Source organism: Solwaraspora sp. WMMD791 (assembly GCF_029581195.1).
Taxonomy (GTDB): domain Bacteria; phylum Actinomycetota; class Actinomycetes; order Mycobacteriales; family Micromonosporaceae; genus Micromonospora_E.
In genome coordinates this window covers 2886445-2904470 of sequence record NZ_CP120737.1, presented here as the reverse complement: position 1 = coordinate 2904470, position 18026 = coordinate 2886445, and the positions used below count along the sequence as shown (strand labels likewise).

The 18026-nt window shown below is 71.8% G+C and carries 19 protein-coding genes; 6 read left to right on the top strand and 13 right to left on the bottom strand.

Going from position 1 to position 18026, the window contains the following annotated elements; all coding sequences use genetic code 11:
• The first annotated feature begins 3 nt into the window (after positions 1-3).
• Positions 4-762: an arginase family protein gene (locus tag O7623_RS12790; RefSeq protein WP_282228841.1), complete on the top strand. Its 759-nt coding sequence runs from the start codon at positions 4-6 to the stop codon at positions 760-762.
• Here the strand turns inward: O7623_RS12790 and atzF are convergent.
• The 9 genes from atzF to O7623_RS12745 form a co-directional block, all read right to left on the bottom strand.
• Positions 734-2563: an allophanate hydrolase gene (gene atzF / locus O7623_RS12785; RefSeq protein ID WP_282228840.1), complete on the bottom strand. Its 1830-nt coding sequence runs from the start codon at positions 2561-2563 to the stop codon at positions 734-736. The two genes, O7623_RS12790 and atzF, sit on opposite strands and share 29 nt — an antisense overlap.
• 92 nt (positions 2564-2655) lie before the next feature.
• Entirely contained in the window at positions 2656-3828 is a 1173-nt protein-coding gene (locus O7623_RS12780) for a BMP family ABC transporter substrate-binding protein (RefSeq protein ID WP_282228839.1), read from the bottom strand.
• A gap of 19 nt (positions 3829-3847) precedes the next feature.
• Complete coding sequence (locus tag O7623_RS12775) at positions 3848-4759, bottom strand: ABC transporter permease (protein WP_282228838.1); 912 nt, start codon at positions 4757-4759, stop codon at positions 3848-3850.
• On the bottom strand, positions 4756-5814 hold the full coding sequence (locus O7623_RS12770; protein WP_282228837.1) for a hypothetical protein: 1059 nt from the start codon (positions 5812-5814) through the stop codon (positions 4756-4758). Before O7623_RS12770 ends, O7623_RS12775 begins: the two co-directional genes overlap by 4 nt.
• Positions 5811-7397, bottom strand: coding sequence for an ABC transporter ATP-binding protein (locus O7623_RS12765; protein WP_282228836.1), 1587 nt, complete (start codon positions 7395-7397; stop codon positions 5811-5813). The genes O7623_RS12770 and O7623_RS12765 overlap by 4 nt, the downstream gene beginning before the upstream one ends.
• Positions 7394-8116 (bottom strand): GntR family transcriptional regulator, encoded by a 723-nt coding sequence (locus tag O7623_RS12760; protein ID WP_282228835.1) that lies wholly within the window; start codon positions 8114-8116, stop codon positions 7394-7396. The genes O7623_RS12765 and O7623_RS12760 overlap by 4 nt, the downstream gene beginning before the upstream one ends.
• 102 nt (positions 8117-8218) lie before the next feature.
• Positions 8219-8737, bottom strand: a complete 519-nt coding sequence (locus O7623_RS12755; protein WP_282228834.1) for a DinB family protein — start codon at positions 8735-8737, stop codon at positions 8219-8221.
• Positions 8737-9390 (bottom strand): class I SAM-dependent methyltransferase, encoded by a 654-nt coding sequence (locus O7623_RS12750; RefSeq protein WP_282228833.1) that lies wholly within the window; start codon positions 9388-9390, stop codon positions 8737-8739. Before O7623_RS12750 ends, O7623_RS12755 begins: the two co-directional genes overlap by 1 nt.
• Positions 9387-10481 (bottom strand): alpha/beta hydrolase, encoded by a 1095-nt coding sequence (locus tag O7623_RS12745; RefSeq protein ID WP_282228832.1) that lies wholly within the window; start codon positions 10479-10481, stop codon positions 9387-9389. Before O7623_RS12745 ends, O7623_RS12750 begins: the two co-directional genes overlap by 4 nt.
• An 80-nt stretch (positions 10482-10561) precedes the next feature.
• Between O7623_RS12745 and O7623_RS12740 the strand changes: the two genes are divergently transcribed.
• A complete protein-coding gene (locus O7623_RS12740; protein ID WP_282228831.1) occupies positions 10562-11149 on the top strand; it encodes an XRE family transcriptional regulator in 588 nt (195 codons plus the stop codon).
• Positions 11150-11476: 327 nt separating this feature from the next.
• Here O7623_RS12740 and O7623_RS12735 read toward each other — a convergent pair whose 3' ends face one another.
• Together O7623_RS12735 and O7623_RS12730 are read right to left on the bottom strand one after the other, a co-directional pair.
• Entirely contained in the window at positions 11477-11761 is a 285-nt protein-coding gene (locus O7623_RS12735; RefSeq protein WP_282228830.1) for a hypothetical protein, read from the bottom strand.
• On the bottom strand, positions 11761-12204 hold the full coding sequence (locus O7623_RS12730; protein ID WP_282228829.1) for a hypothetical protein: 444 nt from the start codon (positions 12202-12204) through the stop codon (positions 11761-11763). Before O7623_RS12730 ends, O7623_RS12735 begins: the two co-directional genes overlap by 1 nt.
• A 191-nt stretch (positions 12205-12395) precedes the next feature.
• Here O7623_RS12730 and O7623_RS12725 point away from each other — a divergent pair, with 191 nt between their 5' ends.
• The 4 genes from O7623_RS12725 to O7623_RS12710 all read left to right on the top strand — a co-directional run bounded on the left by O7623_RS12725 (position 12396) and on the right by O7623_RS12710 (position 15216).
• The gene (locus O7623_RS12725; protein ID WP_282228828.1) at positions 12396-13187 is read left to right on the top strand and encodes a helix-turn-helix transcriptional regulator; all 792 of its coding nucleotides are present in this window, start codon (positions 12396-12398) and stop codon (positions 13185-13187) included.
• A complete protein-coding gene (locus tag O7623_RS12720) occupies positions 13178-13369 on the top strand; it encodes a DUF397 domain-containing protein (protein ID WP_282228827.1) in 192 nt (63 codons plus the stop codon). The genes O7623_RS12725 and O7623_RS12720 overlap by 10 nt, the downstream gene beginning before the upstream one ends.
• A gap of 360 nt (positions 13370-13729) precedes the next feature.
• Positions 13730-14521, top strand: coding sequence for a hypothetical protein (locus O7623_RS12715; protein ID WP_282228826.1), 792 nt, complete (start codon positions 13730-13732; stop codon positions 14519-14521).
• 2 nt (positions 14522-14523) lie between these two features.
• Positions 14524-15216 (top strand): DUF6226 family protein, encoded by a 693-nt coding sequence (locus tag O7623_RS12710; RefSeq protein WP_282228825.1) that lies wholly within the window; start codon positions 14524-14526, stop codon positions 15214-15216.
• Between the two features lie 14 nt (positions 15217-15230).
• On the opposite strand, the gene O7623_RS12705 is transcribed toward O7623_RS12710, so the two are convergent.
• Complete coding sequence (locus O7623_RS12705; protein WP_282228824.1) at positions 15231-16655, bottom strand: condensation domain-containing protein; 1425 nt, start codon at positions 16653-16655, stop codon at positions 15231-15233.
• Positions 16652-18022 (bottom strand): MATE family efflux transporter, encoded by a 1371-nt coding sequence (locus O7623_RS12700; protein ID WP_282228823.1) that lies wholly within the window; start codon positions 18020-18022, stop codon positions 16652-16654. Before O7623_RS12700 ends, O7623_RS12705 begins: the two co-directional genes overlap by 4 nt.
• Positions 18023-18026: the final 4 nt, after the last annotated feature.

Below are 18026 nucleotides of genomic sequence, written 5' to 3'. Positions count from 1 at the left end.
CGGGTGACGAGCATCCTGGTGCCCTACCATCTCGACGAGTATCTGCCCGAGCTGGACGTGCCGGGGACAGCGGAGACCACCGTGCTGCCGGCGCTACCCGACGGTACCCCGTGGGCACGGCTGGCCTGGCTGTACGGGGCGGTCGCGGTGACCGTCGCCGGTGCGGTCTCCGCCGGCCACCGTCCGCTGGTGTTGTCCGGCGACTGCACCACCTCCCTCGGTGTGCTCGCCGGCCTGCAACGCGCCGGGGTCGACCCGGCGGTCGTCTGGTGCGACGCGCACGGCGACCTGCAGACCCCGGAGACGACCAGCAGCGGCTATCTGGGTGGGATGCCGCTGCGGCTGCTGACCGGCCACCACCCCGAGTTGATCGCGACGGCGCTCGACCTGACCCCGGTGGCGCCGGACCGGGTCGTCCTCGTCGACGGCCGGGACCTCGACCCGCCGGAGGTCGACCACCTGCGGGGGTCGGCGATCCGCCGCTGCGGGGTCACCGATCTCGCCGACACCGTCGCGCACCTGCCGGACCAGCCGATCTACCTGCACCTGGACGCCGACGTCGTGGACCCGGTGGACCTGCCCGGGCTGCGGTTCCCGGCACCGGGCGGACCACAGCTGAGCGAGGTGGCCGACGCGGTGACGACCCTGCTGGACACCGGCCGGGTCGCCGCCGTCGGCGTCGCCTGCACCTGGGAGCCGGGCCACGGCGCCGCCGCCCGGTTCGGCCCGCTGGTCAGGGAGCTCCTGCGCCGGCTGGCCTGACCGACAGCGAGTCGGCCGGCGGCACCTGCGAGTCGGCCGGCGGCACCGGCGGGCGGCCGGCGAGGGCGGCCCGCCAGCCACCGGCGGCGGTGACGTCGACGGCGTCGCGGACGCCGTGTTCCTCGGCGAGGAAACCGATGACCCGGCTGCCGTCGTCGAGTTCGACCGAGCCGAGCCCGAGCGGCGCCGGTACGGTGCCCAGCAGCGCACCGACCGCCTGGTGCGGCAGCCGCCACACCTCGACGGCGATGCCGCCGGGTGGGCCGTCGCCGGTGCGGACCAGTCCGGGGCGGGGCAGGCCCGGTCCGGTCAGCCGGTAGAGCCGGTAGCCGGGTGCGGTCCGGGCCCGGTACGCCAGCCGTGCGCCCAGCTCGACCAGTTGCGGGTTGAGTGGCAGCCCGGTCAGGTGCGCGCCGGCCACCGCCAGGGTGGTCGTCCCGGTCGGTGCGTCGGCCGGGGCGGCCACCGGTTCGCCGCACCACCGCGCGGCCAGGTCGAGCAGCGGCGCGTCGGCGAAGGCCGGGGCGATGAACTGGACGCCGAACGGCAGCCCGTCGGGGCGGGCCCCGGCCGGTACGGCGACCGCGCACAGGTCGAGCAGGTTGACGAAGTTGGTGAACCGGCCCAGCCGGGCGTTGACCCCGACCGGGTCGGCGGCGACCTCGGCCAGGGTCGGGTGGCCGGGGGTGACCGGCAGCAGCAGCGCGTCCACGTCGGACCAGAGGCCCTCGGTGCTCCGGCGCAGCGCCGCCAGGCGGTCCAGTCCGGCGAAGACGTCGGGCCCGGCGATGTCGCGGCCCCGCGAGACGATGGCCCGTACCGTCGGGTCGAGATGGGGGCCGTCGGGTTCCAGCAGATGCCCGAGCGCGGCCCAGCGGGCGGCCAGCCACGGCCCGTCGTAGAGCAGTCGGGCGGCGGCCAGGAACGCGGTGACGTCGACCTCGACCACGTGCGCGACGACCGTCCGCAGCCGCCGCAGCGCGGCCCGCCAGGCGGTCTCGTGTGCCGGGTCGAGGTCCAACGGACGGTCCGGTACGGCGACCACCCGCATCCGGGTGGCGATCCCGGTCGGCGGCTGGGTGGGCATCGGCCGGGACCACGGGTCGTCGGGGTCTGCCCAGGCGAGCGCGGCCAGCGCCGGCCGGGCGTCGGCGACGGTCCGGGTGAAGGTGGTGACGCAGTCCAGCCCGGCGCAGGCGGGCAGCACGCCGGCGGTGGAGACCAGCCCCCGGGTCGGTTTCACCCCGACGACGCCGTTGAAGGCGGCCGGTACCCGGCCGGATCCGGCGGTGTCGGTGCCCAATGCCAGCGGCACCAGCCCGGTGGCGACGGCGAGGGCGCTGCCGGAGCTGCTGCCGCCGCTGACGTGGGCGGCGCTGGCGGCGCTGTGACAGGCGCCGTACGGGCTGCGGGTGCCGACCAGCCCGGTGGCGAACTGGTCCAGGTTGGTCTTGCCGATGACCACGGCACCGGCGTCGGTGAGCCGGCGTACCGCGGTGGCCGACGCGGCGGCCGGCCGGTCGGCCAGGGCGGGGCAGCCGGCGGTGGTGGGGTGCCCGGCCAGGTCGAGGTTGTCCTTCACCGCGATGGCGGTGCCGGCCAACGGGGCCTGCGGGTCGACGCGGGCGGCGGCGTCGGCGGTCTCGGCCGGGTCGAGCAGGGTGATCCAGATCGGCTGGTCGGGGTCGGCGGCCAGGTGGGCGGTGCGGGTAACGGCGGCCAGCTGCGCGGTGGGGGTGGCGGCGGCCGACCGCGCGGTGCGGGTGGCGGCGGTCACGTCGTCCGGTGCGGTCGATGTCACGGGTGATACCTCCGGTGGCGCCAGGGGTACGGCCGGTGCGGGACCGGGCGCGCGGCGAGGCGCGCACACCGGCCGTACCCCTGGCGGGTCGGTCAGGACGACGGGATCTGGCCGACGACGCCGTCGACGAAGTAGTCGATCGACTCGATCGTCTGGTAGTCGGGGATGGTGCCGGCGGGCACCCGTACGGTGCCGGCCTGGTCGACGACCGGCCCGGCGAACGGCGACCCGTCCTCGGCGCTGATCTTGGCCTTTGCCTGCTCGACGAGGGCCTTGGTCGCGTCGTCGACCGCCGGCCCGTACGCCGACTGCACGAACGGGTTGTCGCCGGTCTTGAGGCCGACCCGGAAGTTGGCGTTGTACTCGCTGCCGGTGAACTCACCGTCCAGGATGGTCTTGACCATTTTCGTGTACAGCGGCCCCCAGTCCCATTCGGAGCCGGTGAGCCAGCCGGTCGGCGCGAGCTCGCTGGCGTCGGCGTGGTAGCCGACGGTGTAGGCACCGGCCGCCTCGGTGGTGCGGATGATGGTGGCGGTGCAGTCCTGGTGCTGGCTGATCACGTCGACGCCCTGGGAGAGCAGGCTGTTGGTGGCTTCGGCCTGCTTGGCCGGGTCGCACCAGCTGGAGGTGTTCACCACGTAGGTCTGTGCGGCCGGGTTGACCGAGGCGGCACCGAGCTGGAACGCGTTGATGTTGTCCAGGGTCTGCGAGATCGGGAACGCGTACACGTACCCCAGTTTGTTGGTCTTGGTGGTCTTTCCGGCGACGATGCCGGCCAGGTAGACCGGTTCGTAGACGGTGCCGAAGTAGGTGCCGAAGTTCGGCGGCACGTCGCCGTCGACGAGGTTGCCCTGCTGCAGCACCACGACGTCGGGGTTGGCGGCGGCGACCTTGAGCGCCGGGTCCTTGTGGCCGTACGAGGTGGCGAAGATGATCTTCGCCCCCTTGCGGATCATGCTCTCCATCACCCGGGTGGCGTTGTCGTCCTCCGGGACGTTCTCGGCGGTCAGCACCTCCAGGTCCGGGTACGCGGCGGCGACGGCCTGGCTACCGGCGTACGCGGCCTGGTTGTAGCCGTAGTCGTCCTTGGGACCGACGAAGATGAAACCGATTGCGGTGCCGCCGGTGCCCGGCGCCCCGGCGCTGTCGCCGGTCGACGCGGCGGTGGTGGTGTTGGTGGCGCAGCCGGCCAGCAGTACGGCTGCCAGCGTGCTGGCGGCCGTGGCGGCCAGCGCGCCGCGACGGGTCAGTCTTCGCATGCTCATCTGGGTTTCCTCCGGTGATCTATTTGGCGGGGGTCAACTCGAAGACCCGGGAAAGTCCTTCCGGGGCGGCGTTGCTGCGCCGCCGGCCGAGCAGCACCAGCGCGGCGATGGTCACCAGGTACGGCAGTGCGTCCAGGGCGAACTGGTTGAAGCCCAGGCCCCGGGCCTGCAGCGCGGGGGAGAGGGCAAGGGCGGCACCGAACAGGTAGGCCCCACCGACGGCGCGCAGCGGATGCCAGGCGGCGAAGATGACCAGGGCGACGGCGATGAAGCCCCGGCCGGCGGTCATGTTCTCGAACCAGGCGGTGGCGTACGCGGTGGACAGGTGCGCGCCGCCGATCCCGGCGAGCAGGCCACCGGTCACCACGGCCAGGTACCGCACCAGCTGCGGCGAGTGCCCGTACGCGGTGAGCACCTCGCCGCGTTCGCCGGCACCGCGGATGGTCAGGCCGACCCGGCTGCGGTACAGCAGCCACCACAGCGCCGGGGCGAGCAGGTAGGAGCCGTACACGAGCGGGTCGTGCTGGAAGAAGATCGGCCCCAGCCACGGGATGTCGGCCAGCAGCGGGATCGGGTACGGCTGGAACGGGCTGATCGCCCGGCCGACGTACGCGGCCCCGAACATCGAGGTCAGCCCGAGGCCGAGGAAGAGCACGACGAGACCGGTGGCGAGCTGGTTGGCGGCCCGGCCGAGCACCATCACCGCGTGGACCAGGGCGAGCAGGCCGCCGGCGGCGGCGCCGGCCACCACTCCGGCCCACGGGCTGCCGGTCTCGGCGGTGACGGCGTACGCGGCGAGCGCGCCGGTGAGCATGCTTCCCTCGGTGCCGAGGTTGATCACTCCGGCGCGTTCGGCGATGGTCTCGCCGAGGGCGGCGTAGAGGATGGCGGTGCCGCCGCGCACCCCGCCGGTGAGGACGTCGACGATCACTTCTTGCTCCTTCGGGTGAAGCCGAGCACGACCAGCAGCACGATGGCCATCAGTACGTTGACCGAGGCGGCCGGCAGGTTGGCGTCGATCTGCAGGCTGTCGCCGGCCATCGCGATCGCGGCCAGCAGCAATGCGGCCAACGCGACCCGCAACGGCCGGTGCAGCGCCAGCCAGCTGGCCAGGAAGCCGACGTAGCCGAAGTTGGCGGTCATGCCGGGGCGCAACTTGAACTCCGTACCGGCGAAGTGGACCAGCCCGGCCAGGCCGGCGAGTGCGCCGCCGACGAGCATCGAGGTGACCAGCAGGGTGCCGACCCGCAGGCCGGCGCGGCGGGCCGCTTCCGGGTTGCCGCCGACGACCCGCAGCCGGAATCCCCAGCCGGTGCGCGCCATCAGCCACCAGATGGCGACCAGCGCGATTCCGGCGACGACGATGCCGGTGTTGAGGGTGCCGCCGGGCACGAACAGCGGCAGCCGGGCGGTGTCCGCAAGGGGCCGGCTGGCGGGTTGGCCGAAGCCGGAGGCGTCCTTCCACGGGTCGTAGATCAGCAGCAGCATGATGTCGATGGCGATGAAGTTCATCAGCAGCGTGGTGATCGCCTCGTTGACCTTGACGGCGAGCCGCAGGCCGGCGGCGATGCCGGCCCACGCCGCGCCGCCGACCATCGCCGCGACGATCATCAGGGCGAGCACCAGCGGGCCGGGCAGGCGTTGATCGGTGACCAGGCCGACGCCGGCGGCGCAGACCGCGCCGATCACGATCTGACCTTCGCCGCCGACGTTGAGCAGGCCGGCCCGGGCCGGTACGGCGACCGCGAGCGCGGCCAGCACCAGCACCGAGGCCCGCACCAGTACGGTCTGCGCCTGGGCCGGGTCGACCAGCGACGTCACCATGTCGGCGTACATGGCGATCGGGTCCACGCCCTTGGCGGCGGCGAAGGCACCGAAGATCACCGGAGCGGCGAGTACGGCGACGACGACCCTCAGCCACAATTTCGCTCGATTGTCGACAGTTTTTACCTGTTCGGGGGCGGGGCGCACCAACGTGTCGGTCACCTCAGATCACTCCCACCAGCGGTGTCGTCGTTTCCGCTGCCTCCGCTGGCGTGGTTGCCGCCCAGCATCAGTTGACCGATCGCGTACCGGTCGGTGCTCGCCGGTGTCACGATCCCGGCCAACTCCCCGTTGTGCAGCACCGCGATCCGGTCGCTGATCGCCAGCAGCTCGTCCAGGTCCTCCGAGACCACCAGCACCGCCGCCCCCGCGTCGCGCTGCTCCAGCAGCAGCTCCTGGGTCCGCCGGGTGGTGGCGATGTCCAGCCCGCGACTCGGGTACGCGGCCACCACCACCGTCGCCGGCACCCCCAACGCCCGGGTCAGCAGCACCCGCTGCACGTTGCCGCCGGACAGCTCGGCCACCACCCGGTCACCGGCCGCCATCCGCAGCCCGGCCCGTTCCGCCCGCCGCTCCGCGCCGGCCGCCACCGCCCGCCAGTCGATGCCCAGACCCCGGCGAACCGCGCCGAGATCGGCCAACGCCATGTGCTCGGTGACGGTCAACCCGGGCACCACCGCGTCGGTGAGCGGATCCTCCGGCACCCCGACCGCCCCGGCGGCGAGGGCCTGCCGGGGCCGGCCGTGCACCGCGACGTCCCCGATGTGGACCGAACCGGCGGCCACCCGGCGCTCGCCGAGGATCACCTCGCAGAGCTCACGCTGCCCGCTGCCGGCCACCCCGGCCACCCCGACCAGCTCACCCGGGCGCAGGTCCAGGTCCACCGCGCGCAACGCCGGGGCACCCCGGTCCCCGGTGACGTCGACACCGCGCAGCCGCACCACCGGCGCCACCTGCGGGCCCGGCGGCTGACGGTGACTGGCCAGGCCCGGCACCGACCGGCCCACCATCGCCTCGACCAGTTCGGCGTCGGTGTGCGCGGACGGGTCGGCGTTGCGCAGCACCACCCGGCCGCCGCGCAGCACGGTCACCCGGTCGGCGATCGCCCGCGCCTCGGCCAGCTTGTGGGTGATGATGACGATCGACAGCCCGTTGGCCCGCAGCGCCCGCACCGCGGCGAACAGCGCGTCGACCTCCTGCGGGGCCAGCACGCTGGTCGGCTCGTCCAGGATCAGCAGCCGCGCCCCGGCCATCAGCACCTTGAGGATCTCCACCCGCTGGCGTTCCCCGATGGACAGGTGCGCCACCAACGCGTCCGGGTGCACCGGCAGGCCGTACCGCCGGGCCTGTTCGGCGATGCGCGCGGACAGTGCCCGCCGGTGGAACCGCAGCCCGCGACCGGGCAGGGCCAGGGCGATGTTCTCGGTGACGGTGAACGCCGGGATCAGCCGCAGGTCCTGGAAGACCATGCCGATCCCGGCCGCGCGGGCCGCCGCCGGCGAGTCGATCGCCGCCGGTACGCCGTCCACCCGCAGCTCACCGGCGTCCGGCCGGTACACGCCGTAGATCAGCTTCATCAGTGTGCTCTTGCCGGCGCCGTTCTCGCCGAGTACGGCGTGCACCTCGCCGGGCGCGACGTCGAAGTCGACGCCGTCGTTGGCGACGACCGTGCCGAACCGGCAGGTCAGGTTGCGGACCGACAGCAGCGCGGTGGCACTGTCCACCGGCGTGGCCACGGCGGTCATTGCAGCGGCCTTGTCTCGACGGCCATCATCCGGGTCAGGGCCTGCGCGGCCCGTTGCTCGACGACGGCGACGGATTCCCCCAGATGCATCGTGAACCTCCGGTGTGCGGTGTCGAGGTCGCCACCGAGGACGGCCTCCAGGATGCCGAGGTGCTGTGTGATCGTCCGGTCGATCCGCTCGGCGGAGAGGAAGTCGTGCATCCGGACCACCCGGATGCGTTCGTTGACCACGCCGAGCATCCCGGCGAGGGCGTTGTTGCCGGTGGCCTCGGCCAGCCGGACGTGGAAGCTCTCGTCGAGCAGCACGAATCCGGGATCCGGCTCCGGGGTGTCGCGGCGCAGCACCAGCCAGTCGTCGCGCAGCGGCTCGACGACGGCCGGGTCGTGCGGCTCACCGGTCTCGGCCGGCCGGTGCAGCGCGGCCAGCTCCAACGCGCGGCGTACCTCGTACAGCTGCCGGACCTCGACCAGGTTGGACGCCGCCGGTACGTAACCCCCGTCCGGCAGGCGTTCGACGAGACGCTCGGCGTGCAACCGGGCCAGGGCCTGTCGGACCGGGGTACGCGACACCGACAGCAGGGTGGCCAGCCGTTCCTCGCCGAGCCGGATCCGCAGCGGGAAGTCACCGACCAGCAGCCGCCGCTTCAGCTCGGTGTAGGCGTGCTCACCGGCCTGTGCTCGCGGAGGTGTGTCCAGTCTTGTATCCAACGCCGGATCCATGAACGGACCGTAGGGGCGTCGTGCTTCGCCGGTGTTTCCTGACGGTAAGCAGCCCGACGCGACAGCGGGCAAAACAGACCGATCCCGGGCATGTCCGGTGGGTCACCGGCCGGTCGAGCCGTCGATCTGCTCCCGCAGGATGTCGGCGTGACCGGCGTGCCGCGCGGTCTCCTCGATCATGTGCACCAGCACCCACCGCCGGGTCGGCGGCAGGCCCCGCCCCGGCGGCCGGGGCGCGGGACCCGCCAGGTCGGTCCAGCCGTCGACGACCTCGTTCGCCCGCGCGATCGTCTCCCGGTAGCCGGCGAGCAGCCCGTCGACCGTCTCCTGCGGGTCGGGCCGCAGGGTGCGGCGCAGGTCGACGATCGGCTCACCGAGGAAGTAGAACCGCTCCACGTGCGCCAAGTGCTTGATCAGCCCCAGCAGGCTGGTGCCGGAGGGCACCCCGGCGGTGCGGACCTGCGGCTCCGGCACGTCGGCGACCTTGCCCGCGATCGAGTCGCGCAGGTAGTCGAGGAAACCCACCAGGGTGGCCCGCTCGCCCGGCGCGGTCCACGCCGGCCCGGTGTCCTTGCGCCTGCGCCGCGGCCTCGGCGACGTCGGCCGCTCCGATGCCGACATCAGCCGATCCCTTCGTGACGGTGGATGAGCAGCACGTTGTCGGTGACCGTCGCGGTCTGACCGCCCGGCCCGCTGGCCCGCCGCTGCGGCATGTCCGCACGCAGCACCCGCCAGCGTCGCGGATCCAGATCGAGGTCGGCGGCCACCTCGTCCGGCGTGGGGAAGCGGGCGTCCGGGTCCTGGTTCCACGACCAGGGCGCGGTGGAGCCGTGGTCGACGATCAGCAGCCGGCCGCCGGGCCGCAGGGCCTGCGCGGCGGTACGCAGCACCCGGGCACGGTCCAACGCGAACGGCGTGTGGAAGTACTGCGCGTTGACCAGGTCGAACGTCCCGGCCGGGAAGCTGTACGCCAGGTCGTGCCGTTCACCGGTGACCCGGTCGCCCACCCCGCGTTCATGGGCGGCCGCCACGACGCGCTCCACCGCCGTACCGGAGATGTCCACAGCGGTGACCCGCCAGCCACGCTGGGCGAGCCAGATGGTGTCCCCGCCGCCACCGCAGCCCAGGTCGAGGGCGGTGCCCGGGTCCAGCGCTTCGACTGTTTCGACGAGCAGCGGGTTGGCCCGCCCGACCGAAGCCCGCCGACCCCGGTAGAGCTTGTCCCAGAACGACGCGGGGTCGGTGTCCGGCTGCGGGCCGGTCGGAGTGGTCACTGGTCTGCTCCCTCGGTGAAGAACGCCAGCAGTTCGGTGGTGACGAAGTCCGGGTTCTCCTGTGGCAGCCAGTGACCGGCGGCCGGCACCTCGACCGCGTGGGTGACGGCGGTCAGCCGGGGCTCCACCGTCGACCGGGTGAACGCCAGCAGCCCCTCGGCGGTCATCACCATCGTCGGTACGTCGACCGGCGCCGCCGCCGTGTTGTCCCGTTCGTCCTGCTCCAACGTCCGGTACAGCTCGAACCCGCCGGTCAACACCTGCGGGCGACGGTAGGTGCGGGCGAACTCGTCGATCTGCGCGTCGCTGTACGGCGACTCCGCGCCGGGCCCACCGAAGCTCGTCCCGCCGTAGGCGACGTAGCCGAAGAACAGGTCGAGGTACTCGCGGACGTCGTCGGCGACGATCGTCTCCGGGAACGTGTCCTGGTCGTGGAAGGCGAGATGCCAGCTCAACGTCCGGTACGTCGCGGCGTCGAGCGCCGGACCGGGCAGCGGGTAGTCCAGGTGGGCGTACCTGACCACCTCGTCGGGGAACTGGGCGGCGTACTGGAAACCGACCCCGGCCCCCAGATCGTGCCCGACCAGGTTGACCCGGCGCAGCCCCAGTTCGTCGGCGAGCAGCGTGTGGACGTACCGGGCCAGGGTGGCCTTGTCGTAGCTCGGCGGCGCGCCCTCGCTGTCGCCCAGACCCGGCAGGTCGAGCGCGTACACCGTGAACCGCTCGGCGAGCGCCGGCATGATCGGGCGCCACTGGTACCAGGACTGCGGCCAGCCGTGCAGCAGCACCAGCGGCTCGCCGGTCCCGCCGGTGACGTAGTGCATCCGTACGCCGTCGACGTCGGCGCTCTCGTGCCGGAACAGCCGGTTGAACTCGGCGTCGTCGTGGGTGGCCGCGTCGACGGGGCCCGCGCCGCCCGCTGCCGCCGTGCCGGTCGCCGACGAACCCGGGGCCGTGTCCGGTGCCGATCCGTCCGGCGTCGATTCGCCTGCCGTGGTGCAGCCGGCGGTCAGGACGAGCGCGGCTGCGAGCGCGGCCAGGCGGCGTGACCACCGTACGGCGGTCGTCGGTGGTGCTGTCGTGGTGATCATGTGTCGTTACCTCCGCCGCCAGCATCCGGATCGCCGGGACGAGGTTGCAAGAAAAGTTGCCGATCCGCATCATGGGTGCCATGAGTGTCACCGCAGCGGACGTCCTCGCCGGAGTCGGCCCACGCCTGCGCGCCCTGCGCCGGGCACGCGGCGTCACCCTGGCCGGCCTGGCCGCCGAGACCAGTCTGACCACGAGCACGCTGTCCCGCTTGGAGAACGGCAAGCTCCGCCCGACGCTGGAGCAGCTGCTGCCGCTGGCACGAGCACACGGCGTACCGCTCGACGACCTGGTCGCGGCCCCACCCACCGGCGACCCACGGATCCACCTGCGGCCCATCCGCCGCTCCGGGCTGACGATCGTGCCGTTGACCCGGCGGGCCGGCGGCGTCCAGGCCTACAAGGTGATCTACCCGCCGGCCGGCCGGTCACCCACGATGAAACTGCAGACCCACGACGGGTACGAATGGTTCTACGTGCTCAACGGGCGGATCCGGTTCGTCCTCGGCGACCAGGAGTTCGAACTCGGCCCCGGCGAGGCCGCCGAGTTCGACACCCGTACGCCTCACTGGCTCGGCAGCGCCGACGCCCAACCAGCGGAGACGCTCACCCTCTTCGGCGCCCAGGGCGAACGCGCCCACCTGTCGCCGGTGCCGACACCGACCTACTGACGCCGAACGCGCTCGTGACTGCCCCCCATGATCCACAGCGCTCCAGCTGACCGGGCCTCGGCGTGTCGGGTCGAAGAGACGCTGTGGATCACGGCTGCACCTGCCTGCACGGCGGCAGGGTCCGCGCCTGCCGCCATTGGCGCCAGGGAGAGGTATTCCGTTTCGCGCCAGGCGTCGTAGTCGCGCTTTCGTATGACGGCTTTGGCCCGTGCCCGCTGCGGGTGCACATTCGTGGCACCTCCAGTTGTCGTACGTCGTTTGCGCTGCCCGGCTTGACTGCTGCCCGGGGCGCGGACCCGGCCGGGTACAGGTCCGCGCCCCGGGGGCTCAAGGGGTCTCCAGCGGCGGGTCGACTCCGTTGACCGCGCGGCGGTGCTCACGTACGCCGGGGCGGCTCAGGGCGGACTTGTAGACGTTGAGCATCAACATGCGCCCGTCCCGGCCGAACTCCATCACCGTGCCGAGGATCGCGATCACCAGGCAGTCCGGCTTGTCGATCCCGTACCGGATGTCGGAGACCCGCACGGTCAGGTCCCGGTCGCCGTACACCCAGTCGGCCTTGGCCAGGTGCAGCACGTCTCCGACGCACAGCAGCGGGTCGTCGGCGGCCATCACGCGGCTCCGGCGCCCGGCGGGGGCGGTGCCGGCAGCGCGAGAACCGCAAGCACCGCGCGGACCCGGCGGGCCCTGCCCGGATCGTGGGTGTCCAGAATGGTCAGCGCCCGCCGGAACGGCCGACACGGCGCGGTCTCCTCGCACTTCGGACAGTCTCCGTGCCGCGACGGCAGGTGGGTCTGCGCGTCCTCCCGGGCCTGCTCGGTGGCGCGGGCAGCCGCTACCGAGTCGGCGAGGGAACGCCGTGCGGCTGCGGGGGCCGGGGCGACGCTGCGGGCGCTGGCCAGCCGGAACCGCGGATCCTGGTCGATGTCCGTCTCGCCGGGCGTCCGCCGTGGTAGCGGCGGACGGTTCGGCGTCGGGTCGACGTTTCGCGGTGTGCCGATCGACGTGTAGCGGGCAAGGCGAGGTGTCCCGCCGATTCCGTCGTTCCTGATCATTGATCCCCCCTCGAATGGAGAACGGTCTAGTGTTCGTCGAACTCCACCCTGGACTGCCAAGCCTTGCTGGCGGAAGATTGGGCGACAGATCGGATAGGGCGAGTCAGTGCGGCAGCTGTCACGGAGAGAAGAGCGTCCTGTCTGAAGAATCGCCCCATGGTCCTGAGGAGAGCCTGGAGAACATGAAACCGATGAGCCCGAGCGAGTATTTGATCATGAGTCTTCGGCGCTTCCGGGAGTCGGCAGGGCTGACGCAGGAGCAGTGGGGTGCCAGCATCGGATACTCGGCCCAGCATGTCAGTGCTATTGAGCGCGGCAACCGTGCGGCACTGCCGGACTACCTAGCTAGGGTCGATGGACGTTACGGGACAACCTTCGTGCACTTCTATCAGAATTTCGTGGTCAGTGAATCCGCCCCCGTTTGGCTCCGTGAATGGATCGAGATCGAGCGCGAGGCTGCGGTGCTGCGCTGGTTCGAGCCGAGTCTCATCCCCGGGTTGCTGCAGACCGAGGCGTACGCGCGTGCGGTTCTATCATGGGGTGGACTGCTGACGGCGGTGGAAATCGAGCAGCGACTGTCGTCGCGGATGGACAGGCAGGCGGTGTTGTGCCGTGAACCGACGCCTCCCATGGCGTTCTTCGTAGTCGATGAGCAGGCGCTCCGGCGAACCGTAGGGGACTCCACGGTGATGGGCGAGCAGTACGAGCGTTTGTTGGAGGTATCAGAGATGCCCCATGTACACCTACAGGTGATCCCCTCCGAAGCCGGACCGCATGCCGGGCTGGCTGGCGCGTACATCCTGGCCCGTAGCACGGAGGGCACTGAGGCCGCCCATATTGATGCGGCCCTGGAGGCAGGGATCACCGATCGACCGAACGACATTGCGGCCCTTCACGCCCGATGGGACGCTATGCGGAGCGAGGCGCTGCCGCACTCGGCGGCGGTGAGGATGATCAAGGAAGTGGCGAAGACATGGACATGACCCGGGAGCCGAGCTGGCGGAAGTCAAGTCGATCCGGCAACGGTGGGTCTACCTGCGTCGAGGTGGCGGACAACCTGCCGGGGCGGGTCCTGGTCCGGGACACGAAGGACCGCGACGGTGGGACGTTGATGTTCGGTTCGGCGGCGTGGTCGGCGTTCGTCGAGCTGGCGAAGGCCCGCTGACGCGACCAGCACGGCGACGGCCCCCGTACCGGACGTGGTGCGGGGGCTGCTTACCTGGCTGCCGTGGCGAGGCGACGGACGGCCTCGTCCATCTGGTCGGGTGGGGCGGCGGATAGGTCAGCCGCAGGTGCGGTGCCGGTGGTTCGGCCGTGTACCAGGGACGGCCGGGGAAGACGACCACGCCCTCGGCCGCTGCTGCGGTAGCCAGTGCGACATCGTCGGTGCCGTCGGGCAGTGCCACCCACAGGTGCAGCCCGCCACGCGGGACCATGGCGGGGACGAGGTCGGGCAGGTGCCGGCGCAGCGCGGCCAGCAACGCGTCCCGCCTCGCCCGTAGGGCGGCACTGGGACAATGCGTCCATGGGCGACGGTCTACTCGGCACACCGGTCATGGTGAGGCTGCGCTGGTGGGACCTGCTGCGGCTCGCCCTGGTCCTGCTCTGGCTGGTCGCGGCGGGGACCGCTTGGTGGACGACACCCCGACAGCAGAGCTATGAGCAGGCGAGGGCCGACGTAGCGGCCGGTCGGATCGTGGCGTATCAGTGGGGTGACAACTGGGACCGCCGGCCCGGCACCTGGTTCGGTCAGGCACCGCTGCGCTCGTCCGGCAACCTCGGCCCACTGTTCGTCTGGCGTACCGCAGATGGTCGCACGCATTGGACCGACGCGGACGTCTTCGGCCAGGTCGCCCTGGCGGGGACCGCCGTCGACGACGAGGGTTTCAGTGGCCCGGGTGCTGCCGCCCTCGCGCGCGATCTGCGCTCCGCCGGTCTGGAGCAACGGGTGGGCGGCGTCCAGCCGGCCGGTTCGATCGGCCTCGGGGCCGGCGTCGTTCTCGGCGTCGTCTTTCTCGCCGTCATCGTCGGCGGTCCGGCCCCGGCCCGAGGAACCCGGTGGTACTGGTTCTGGCTGGTCTACCTCGTCCCGTACGGGCTCGGGGTGTTGTTCTGGCTGGCACGGGACCGACCCTGGACGGGTCCGGCGGCCGCGCCCCTCGGCCTGCTTGACGGCGGTACGCCCCGTCGGCATCCCGGATTCTTCGGCTTCGGGGTCGGTCTGCTCGCCGCGATCCTGGCCAGCCTGCTGACAGTGGTCCTGCACAGGATTCTCGGGGACTGGTGGGTGCCGCGCCCCGGCGACCTATCGTCGTAGCCGTGACGAACCTCGACGAGCTGCGGGCGCGGGTGGCGGTCGCGTACGACCGGCTCGGCCTGCCGTCCTGGCCGAATCCGCACGTCGGGATGGACTCGCCACCCGAGGCGGAGTATTCGCGGGTCACCGACCCGGGCCGGTATGCGATCGTGCACGCCCGTGCCCGGGTGTGGGCCGACGTGCTCGGTGACCGGCCCGGCGTGACCGTCGAAGTGCTCGGGTCGGGGTCGCGTGACGTCGAGGGACACTTCGGTACGTTCGACCGTGGGGCGCGGATCACCCCGGCCCGCTCCGGCACCCTGCCGCTGCTGCTGTTGGAGCGCGACGCCCCACTCGACCGGGCCCTCGACCGGGCCGAGGGGTCACTTCCGGTGCTGCACGTCGACGTCGAGCGGCCCGGGACGGCGGTCGGCATGCTCCCGGACTGCGGCTGCGACGCCTGCGACCACGGCTCGGACGACCTGCTCGAGGCGATCGACAGGTGGGTGGGTCAGGTCGTCGCCGGCCCGCTGGTGCTGCTGCGTGGTGCGGGCTGGTACGCGCGGTGGCATCCCGACGGCGGCGAATCGGGCGGCGCGGGCCGGGGTCCGGACCATTCCCGGTTGATGGACCTGTGTCGGCGGCTGGCCGGTGGGCAGGACGTCCGGCTGCCCGCCGACGCCGAGGCCTTCGTGGGCGGTCCCTGGTTCGACTGAGTCGCTTCCGACGGCTACCGGGGGTCAGCACCGTCGTTGAGGTGGGCGTACCGGGCGCTGGCCTCGGCGAACCAGCCGGCGATCTGCTCCAGCGGGACGTCGGCGTAGGCCAGCTCGATGGCGGTCCGTTCGAACGTGTCGAGGAAGGCCCGGATGTCGCCGGGCGGCAGCAGCGCGGTGTCGGCGAACAGCGACAGGTGCATCCGTTCGGCGGTGCCCCGGACGCCCATGAACACGTCCTTGCCCTTCTCCGGTGCCTGCTCCGGCCAGGAGAACGAGGTGGACCCGGTCATCGCCCGCAACTCGGTCACGGTCGCGGACGGCCGGCTCGGCCGACCGGGCAGCTGCGACCAGATGTCGTTGAACTGGCAGCCCCGATCGGCTCCGGCGGTGTCAAGGATGCCCTGGACGACCCGCTTGCGGTGCCACCCGTACTTTCTCGCCTCCGCCGTGATCTCCGCGCAGCGCGCGACGAGCCCGGCGAACGAGTCCGGGGTCAGGTCGATGACGGTCAGGATGCCCTGGCTCAGATTGCACACCGTGCCGGCGAGCGCCGGATCGGCGCGATTGCTCAGCATCAGGTCGATCGGACAGGCCCGTGCGCGGGTCACACAGCGCATCAGCGCGCTGGTGACCGCCAGCAGCAGCACTGAGGTGCTCGTCCGGTAGCGGCGGGCGGCCGGACCGACGGCCACGGCGACGGCGGACGACTCCAACTGCCCGCGAAAGAACCGGGGAGTGGCCGGTGTGGCCCGTGCGGGCAGCATGTCCGGGTGGGCGCGGGCGAGTTGCTGGCGAATGAACCGGGCCGCCTCGACGTTGCGCAGCTGTCCCTCGGGCCGTGCCTCCATCGCTGCCAGGTCGGCGGGCTGCCGGGCCTGCCGGGGCGGTGGCCACCCTCGACCGTCCGCGCGGGCCTGCAGCATCGCGCCGAGCTCGGCGACCAGCAGCTCGGCGCTGGTGAAGTCGGCGGACAGGTGGGAGACGGCGAAGGCCAGCAGGATCGGAATCCCGTCCTGCAGGATGACCGAGAACCGGATCGGGAGTTCCTTCTCGTGGTCGAATCCGGCCTCGGAGGCGCGTACCAGGCAGTCCGTGATGATGCTGGTGTAATCCGTCGGATCGTCGGCCGGCCGGTCGAACATCTCGACCGGCAGCGTCCCTGAGCCGAGGACCTCCTGGACGCCGTCGCCGGTGGCCGTCGGGTGGTACATCGTGCGGAGCGCTTCGTGGCGGCGGAGCAGTTCGCCGAGGCTCTCCAGCACGTCGCCCACGCTCAACAGCAGCGGGATCGGCATCCACCGGGTGAGCACCGCATACGTCCGGGTGTCGTCGCGATCGCGGATCAGGTCCCAGATCATTTCCTGACCCCAGGTCAGCGGTGCGCTACGGGTGCGTCCGCTGTGGAACTCGACGTCGGTCGTGTAAGCAGTGATCATGATGATCCTCGCACCTCGACGGGGGTGGGAATGGTGTCACCGGCCGAGGTGCGGCGCGGCGGCAGCAGGACGTGTCGCAGGCAGAACAACGAGTACGTCAGCCCGGTGGTCCAACTCACCACCACGGCCCACATCACCGCCTGGACCCCGAACGGTCGACTGAGCAGGTACGCGAAGGGCAACTGCACCAGGCCGAAAGCGAGAATCGTGCAGATCAGCGGCACCGTGGTCCGGCGGGCGCCGTTGAGGTAGCCGTGCAGCACCACCATCACGGTGTAGAGCGCGAAGAACGGATAGATGATCAACAGGTACCGTTCGGCGATCTCGCGGGCCGCCGGGTCGTCGGTGAAGACCGCGACGATCGGCCGGTGCGCGGCCAGGACCACGGCGGAGAACAGTACGGTCAGACCGACGGTGAGTCCGAGTGTCTGCAGCAGTGCCCGTCGCGCCCGGCCGGTGTCGCCCGCACCGAGGTTCTGCGCCGCGAACGTGGTCATCGCACCGGAGAAGGACAGGAACAGGATCGCGGTGAACGCTTCGATCCGCGAGACGATGGTGAAGCTGGCCATCACCGCCTCGCCGTACCGTTCGATGATCCAGACCAGCACCATGATGCCGAGGGCCAGGATGATGTGCTGCGTCGCCAGCGGAAAGCCGAGGCGGGTGGCGTCGACCAGCTCACGGCGTACGGCGTCCGGGGTGGGCCGGCCCGCCGGCAGCGGGTAGAGCCGGCCCGAGGCGACGACGCCGACCACCGCCGCGACGGTGGCGGACACCGCCGTCGCCAGCGCGGCACCGCCGACACCGAGCCCCAGCCCACCGACGAACAGCCAGGCCAACCCGATGTTGACCACGTTGCCGATGGCCTGCACCCACATCGCCGCCCGCGAGTTGCCCAGACCACGCAGGTAGGCGCTGACCGCCGCCGAACCGAAGATGCCGGGAAACCCGATCGAGAGCATCCCGATGAAGTGGGCACACTGCTCAGCCAGTGCCCCGGTGATCCCCATCAACGCCAGGACCGGCCTGGCCAGCACGGTGACCAGCACGATGGATCCGATCGTCCAGCCGACGGTCACCGTGGCCAACGCCACCACCACATCGCGTCGTTGCTCGTCCTGCCGGCCGCCGCGCAGATGCGCCAGCCGGATGGTGAACGCGGTACCGAGCCCGATGAACATCGCGTTCAGCAGGTAGAACAGCGGGCCACTCGCCCCGACCGCGGCGAGCCCGTCGACGCCCACGTAGCGGCCGACGACGATACCGTCGACCAGCAGATAGGTCTGCATGAACAGACTCGCCGCGGTCAGCGGCAGGGCGAAACCGACGATCTGCCGGAGGGCCGGCCCGCGGGTCATGTCGGTCATGACG

Bases quoted from the DNA above. Each gene is read 5' to 3' on its own strand.
- O7623_RS12780 (WP_282228839.1), bottom strand. From the start codon at position 3,828: ATGAGCATGCGAAGACTGACCCGTCGCGGCGCGCTGGCCGCCACGGCC.
- O7623_RS12765 (WP_282228836.1), bottom strand. From the start codon at position 7,397: ATGACCGCCGTGGCCACGCCGGTGGACAGTGCCACCGCGCTGCTGTCG.
- O7623_RS12760 (WP_282228835.1), bottom strand. From the start codon at position 8,116: ATGGATCCGGCGTTGGATACAAGACTGGACACACCTCCGCGAGCACAG.
- O7623_RS12755 (WP_282228834.1), bottom strand. From the start codon at position 8,737: ATGTCGGCATCGGAGCGGCCGACGTCGCCGAGGCCGCGGCGCAGGCGC.
- O7623_RS12745 (WP_282228832.1), bottom strand. From the start codon at position 10,481: ATGATCACCACGACAGCACCACCGACGACCGCCGTACGGTGGTCACGC.
- O7623_RS12740 (WP_282228831.1), top strand. From the start codon at position 10,562: ATGAGTGTCACCGCAGCGGACGTCCTCGCCGGAGTCGGCCCACGCCTG.
- O7623_RS12735 (WP_282228830.1), bottom strand. From the start codon at position 11,761: ATGGCCGCCGACGACCCGCTGCTGTGCGTCGGAGACGTGCTGCACCTG.
- O7623_RS12730 (WP_282228829.1), bottom strand. From the start codon at position 12,204: ATGATCAGGAACGACGGAATCGGCGGGACACCTCGCCTTGCCCGCTAC.
- O7623_RS12725 (WP_282228828.1), top strand. From the start codon at position 12,396: ATGAGCCCGAGCGAGTATTTGATCATGAGTCTTCGGCGCTTCCGGGAG.
- O7623_RS12720 (WP_282228827.1), top strand. From the start codon at position 13,178: ATGGACATGACCCGGGAGCCGAGCTGGCGGAAGTCAAGTCGATCCGGC.
- O7623_RS12715 (WP_282228826.1), top strand. From the start codon at position 13,730: ATGGGCGACGGTCTACTCGGCACACCGGTCATGGTGAGGCTGCGCTGG.
- O7623_RS12705 (WP_282228824.1), bottom strand. From the start codon at position 16,655: ATGATCACTGCTTACACGACCGACGTCGAGTTCCACAGCGGACGCACC.
- O7623_RS12700 (WP_282228823.1), bottom strand. From the start codon at position 18,022: ATGACCGACATGACCCGCGGGCCGGCCCTCCGGCAGATCGTCGGTTTC.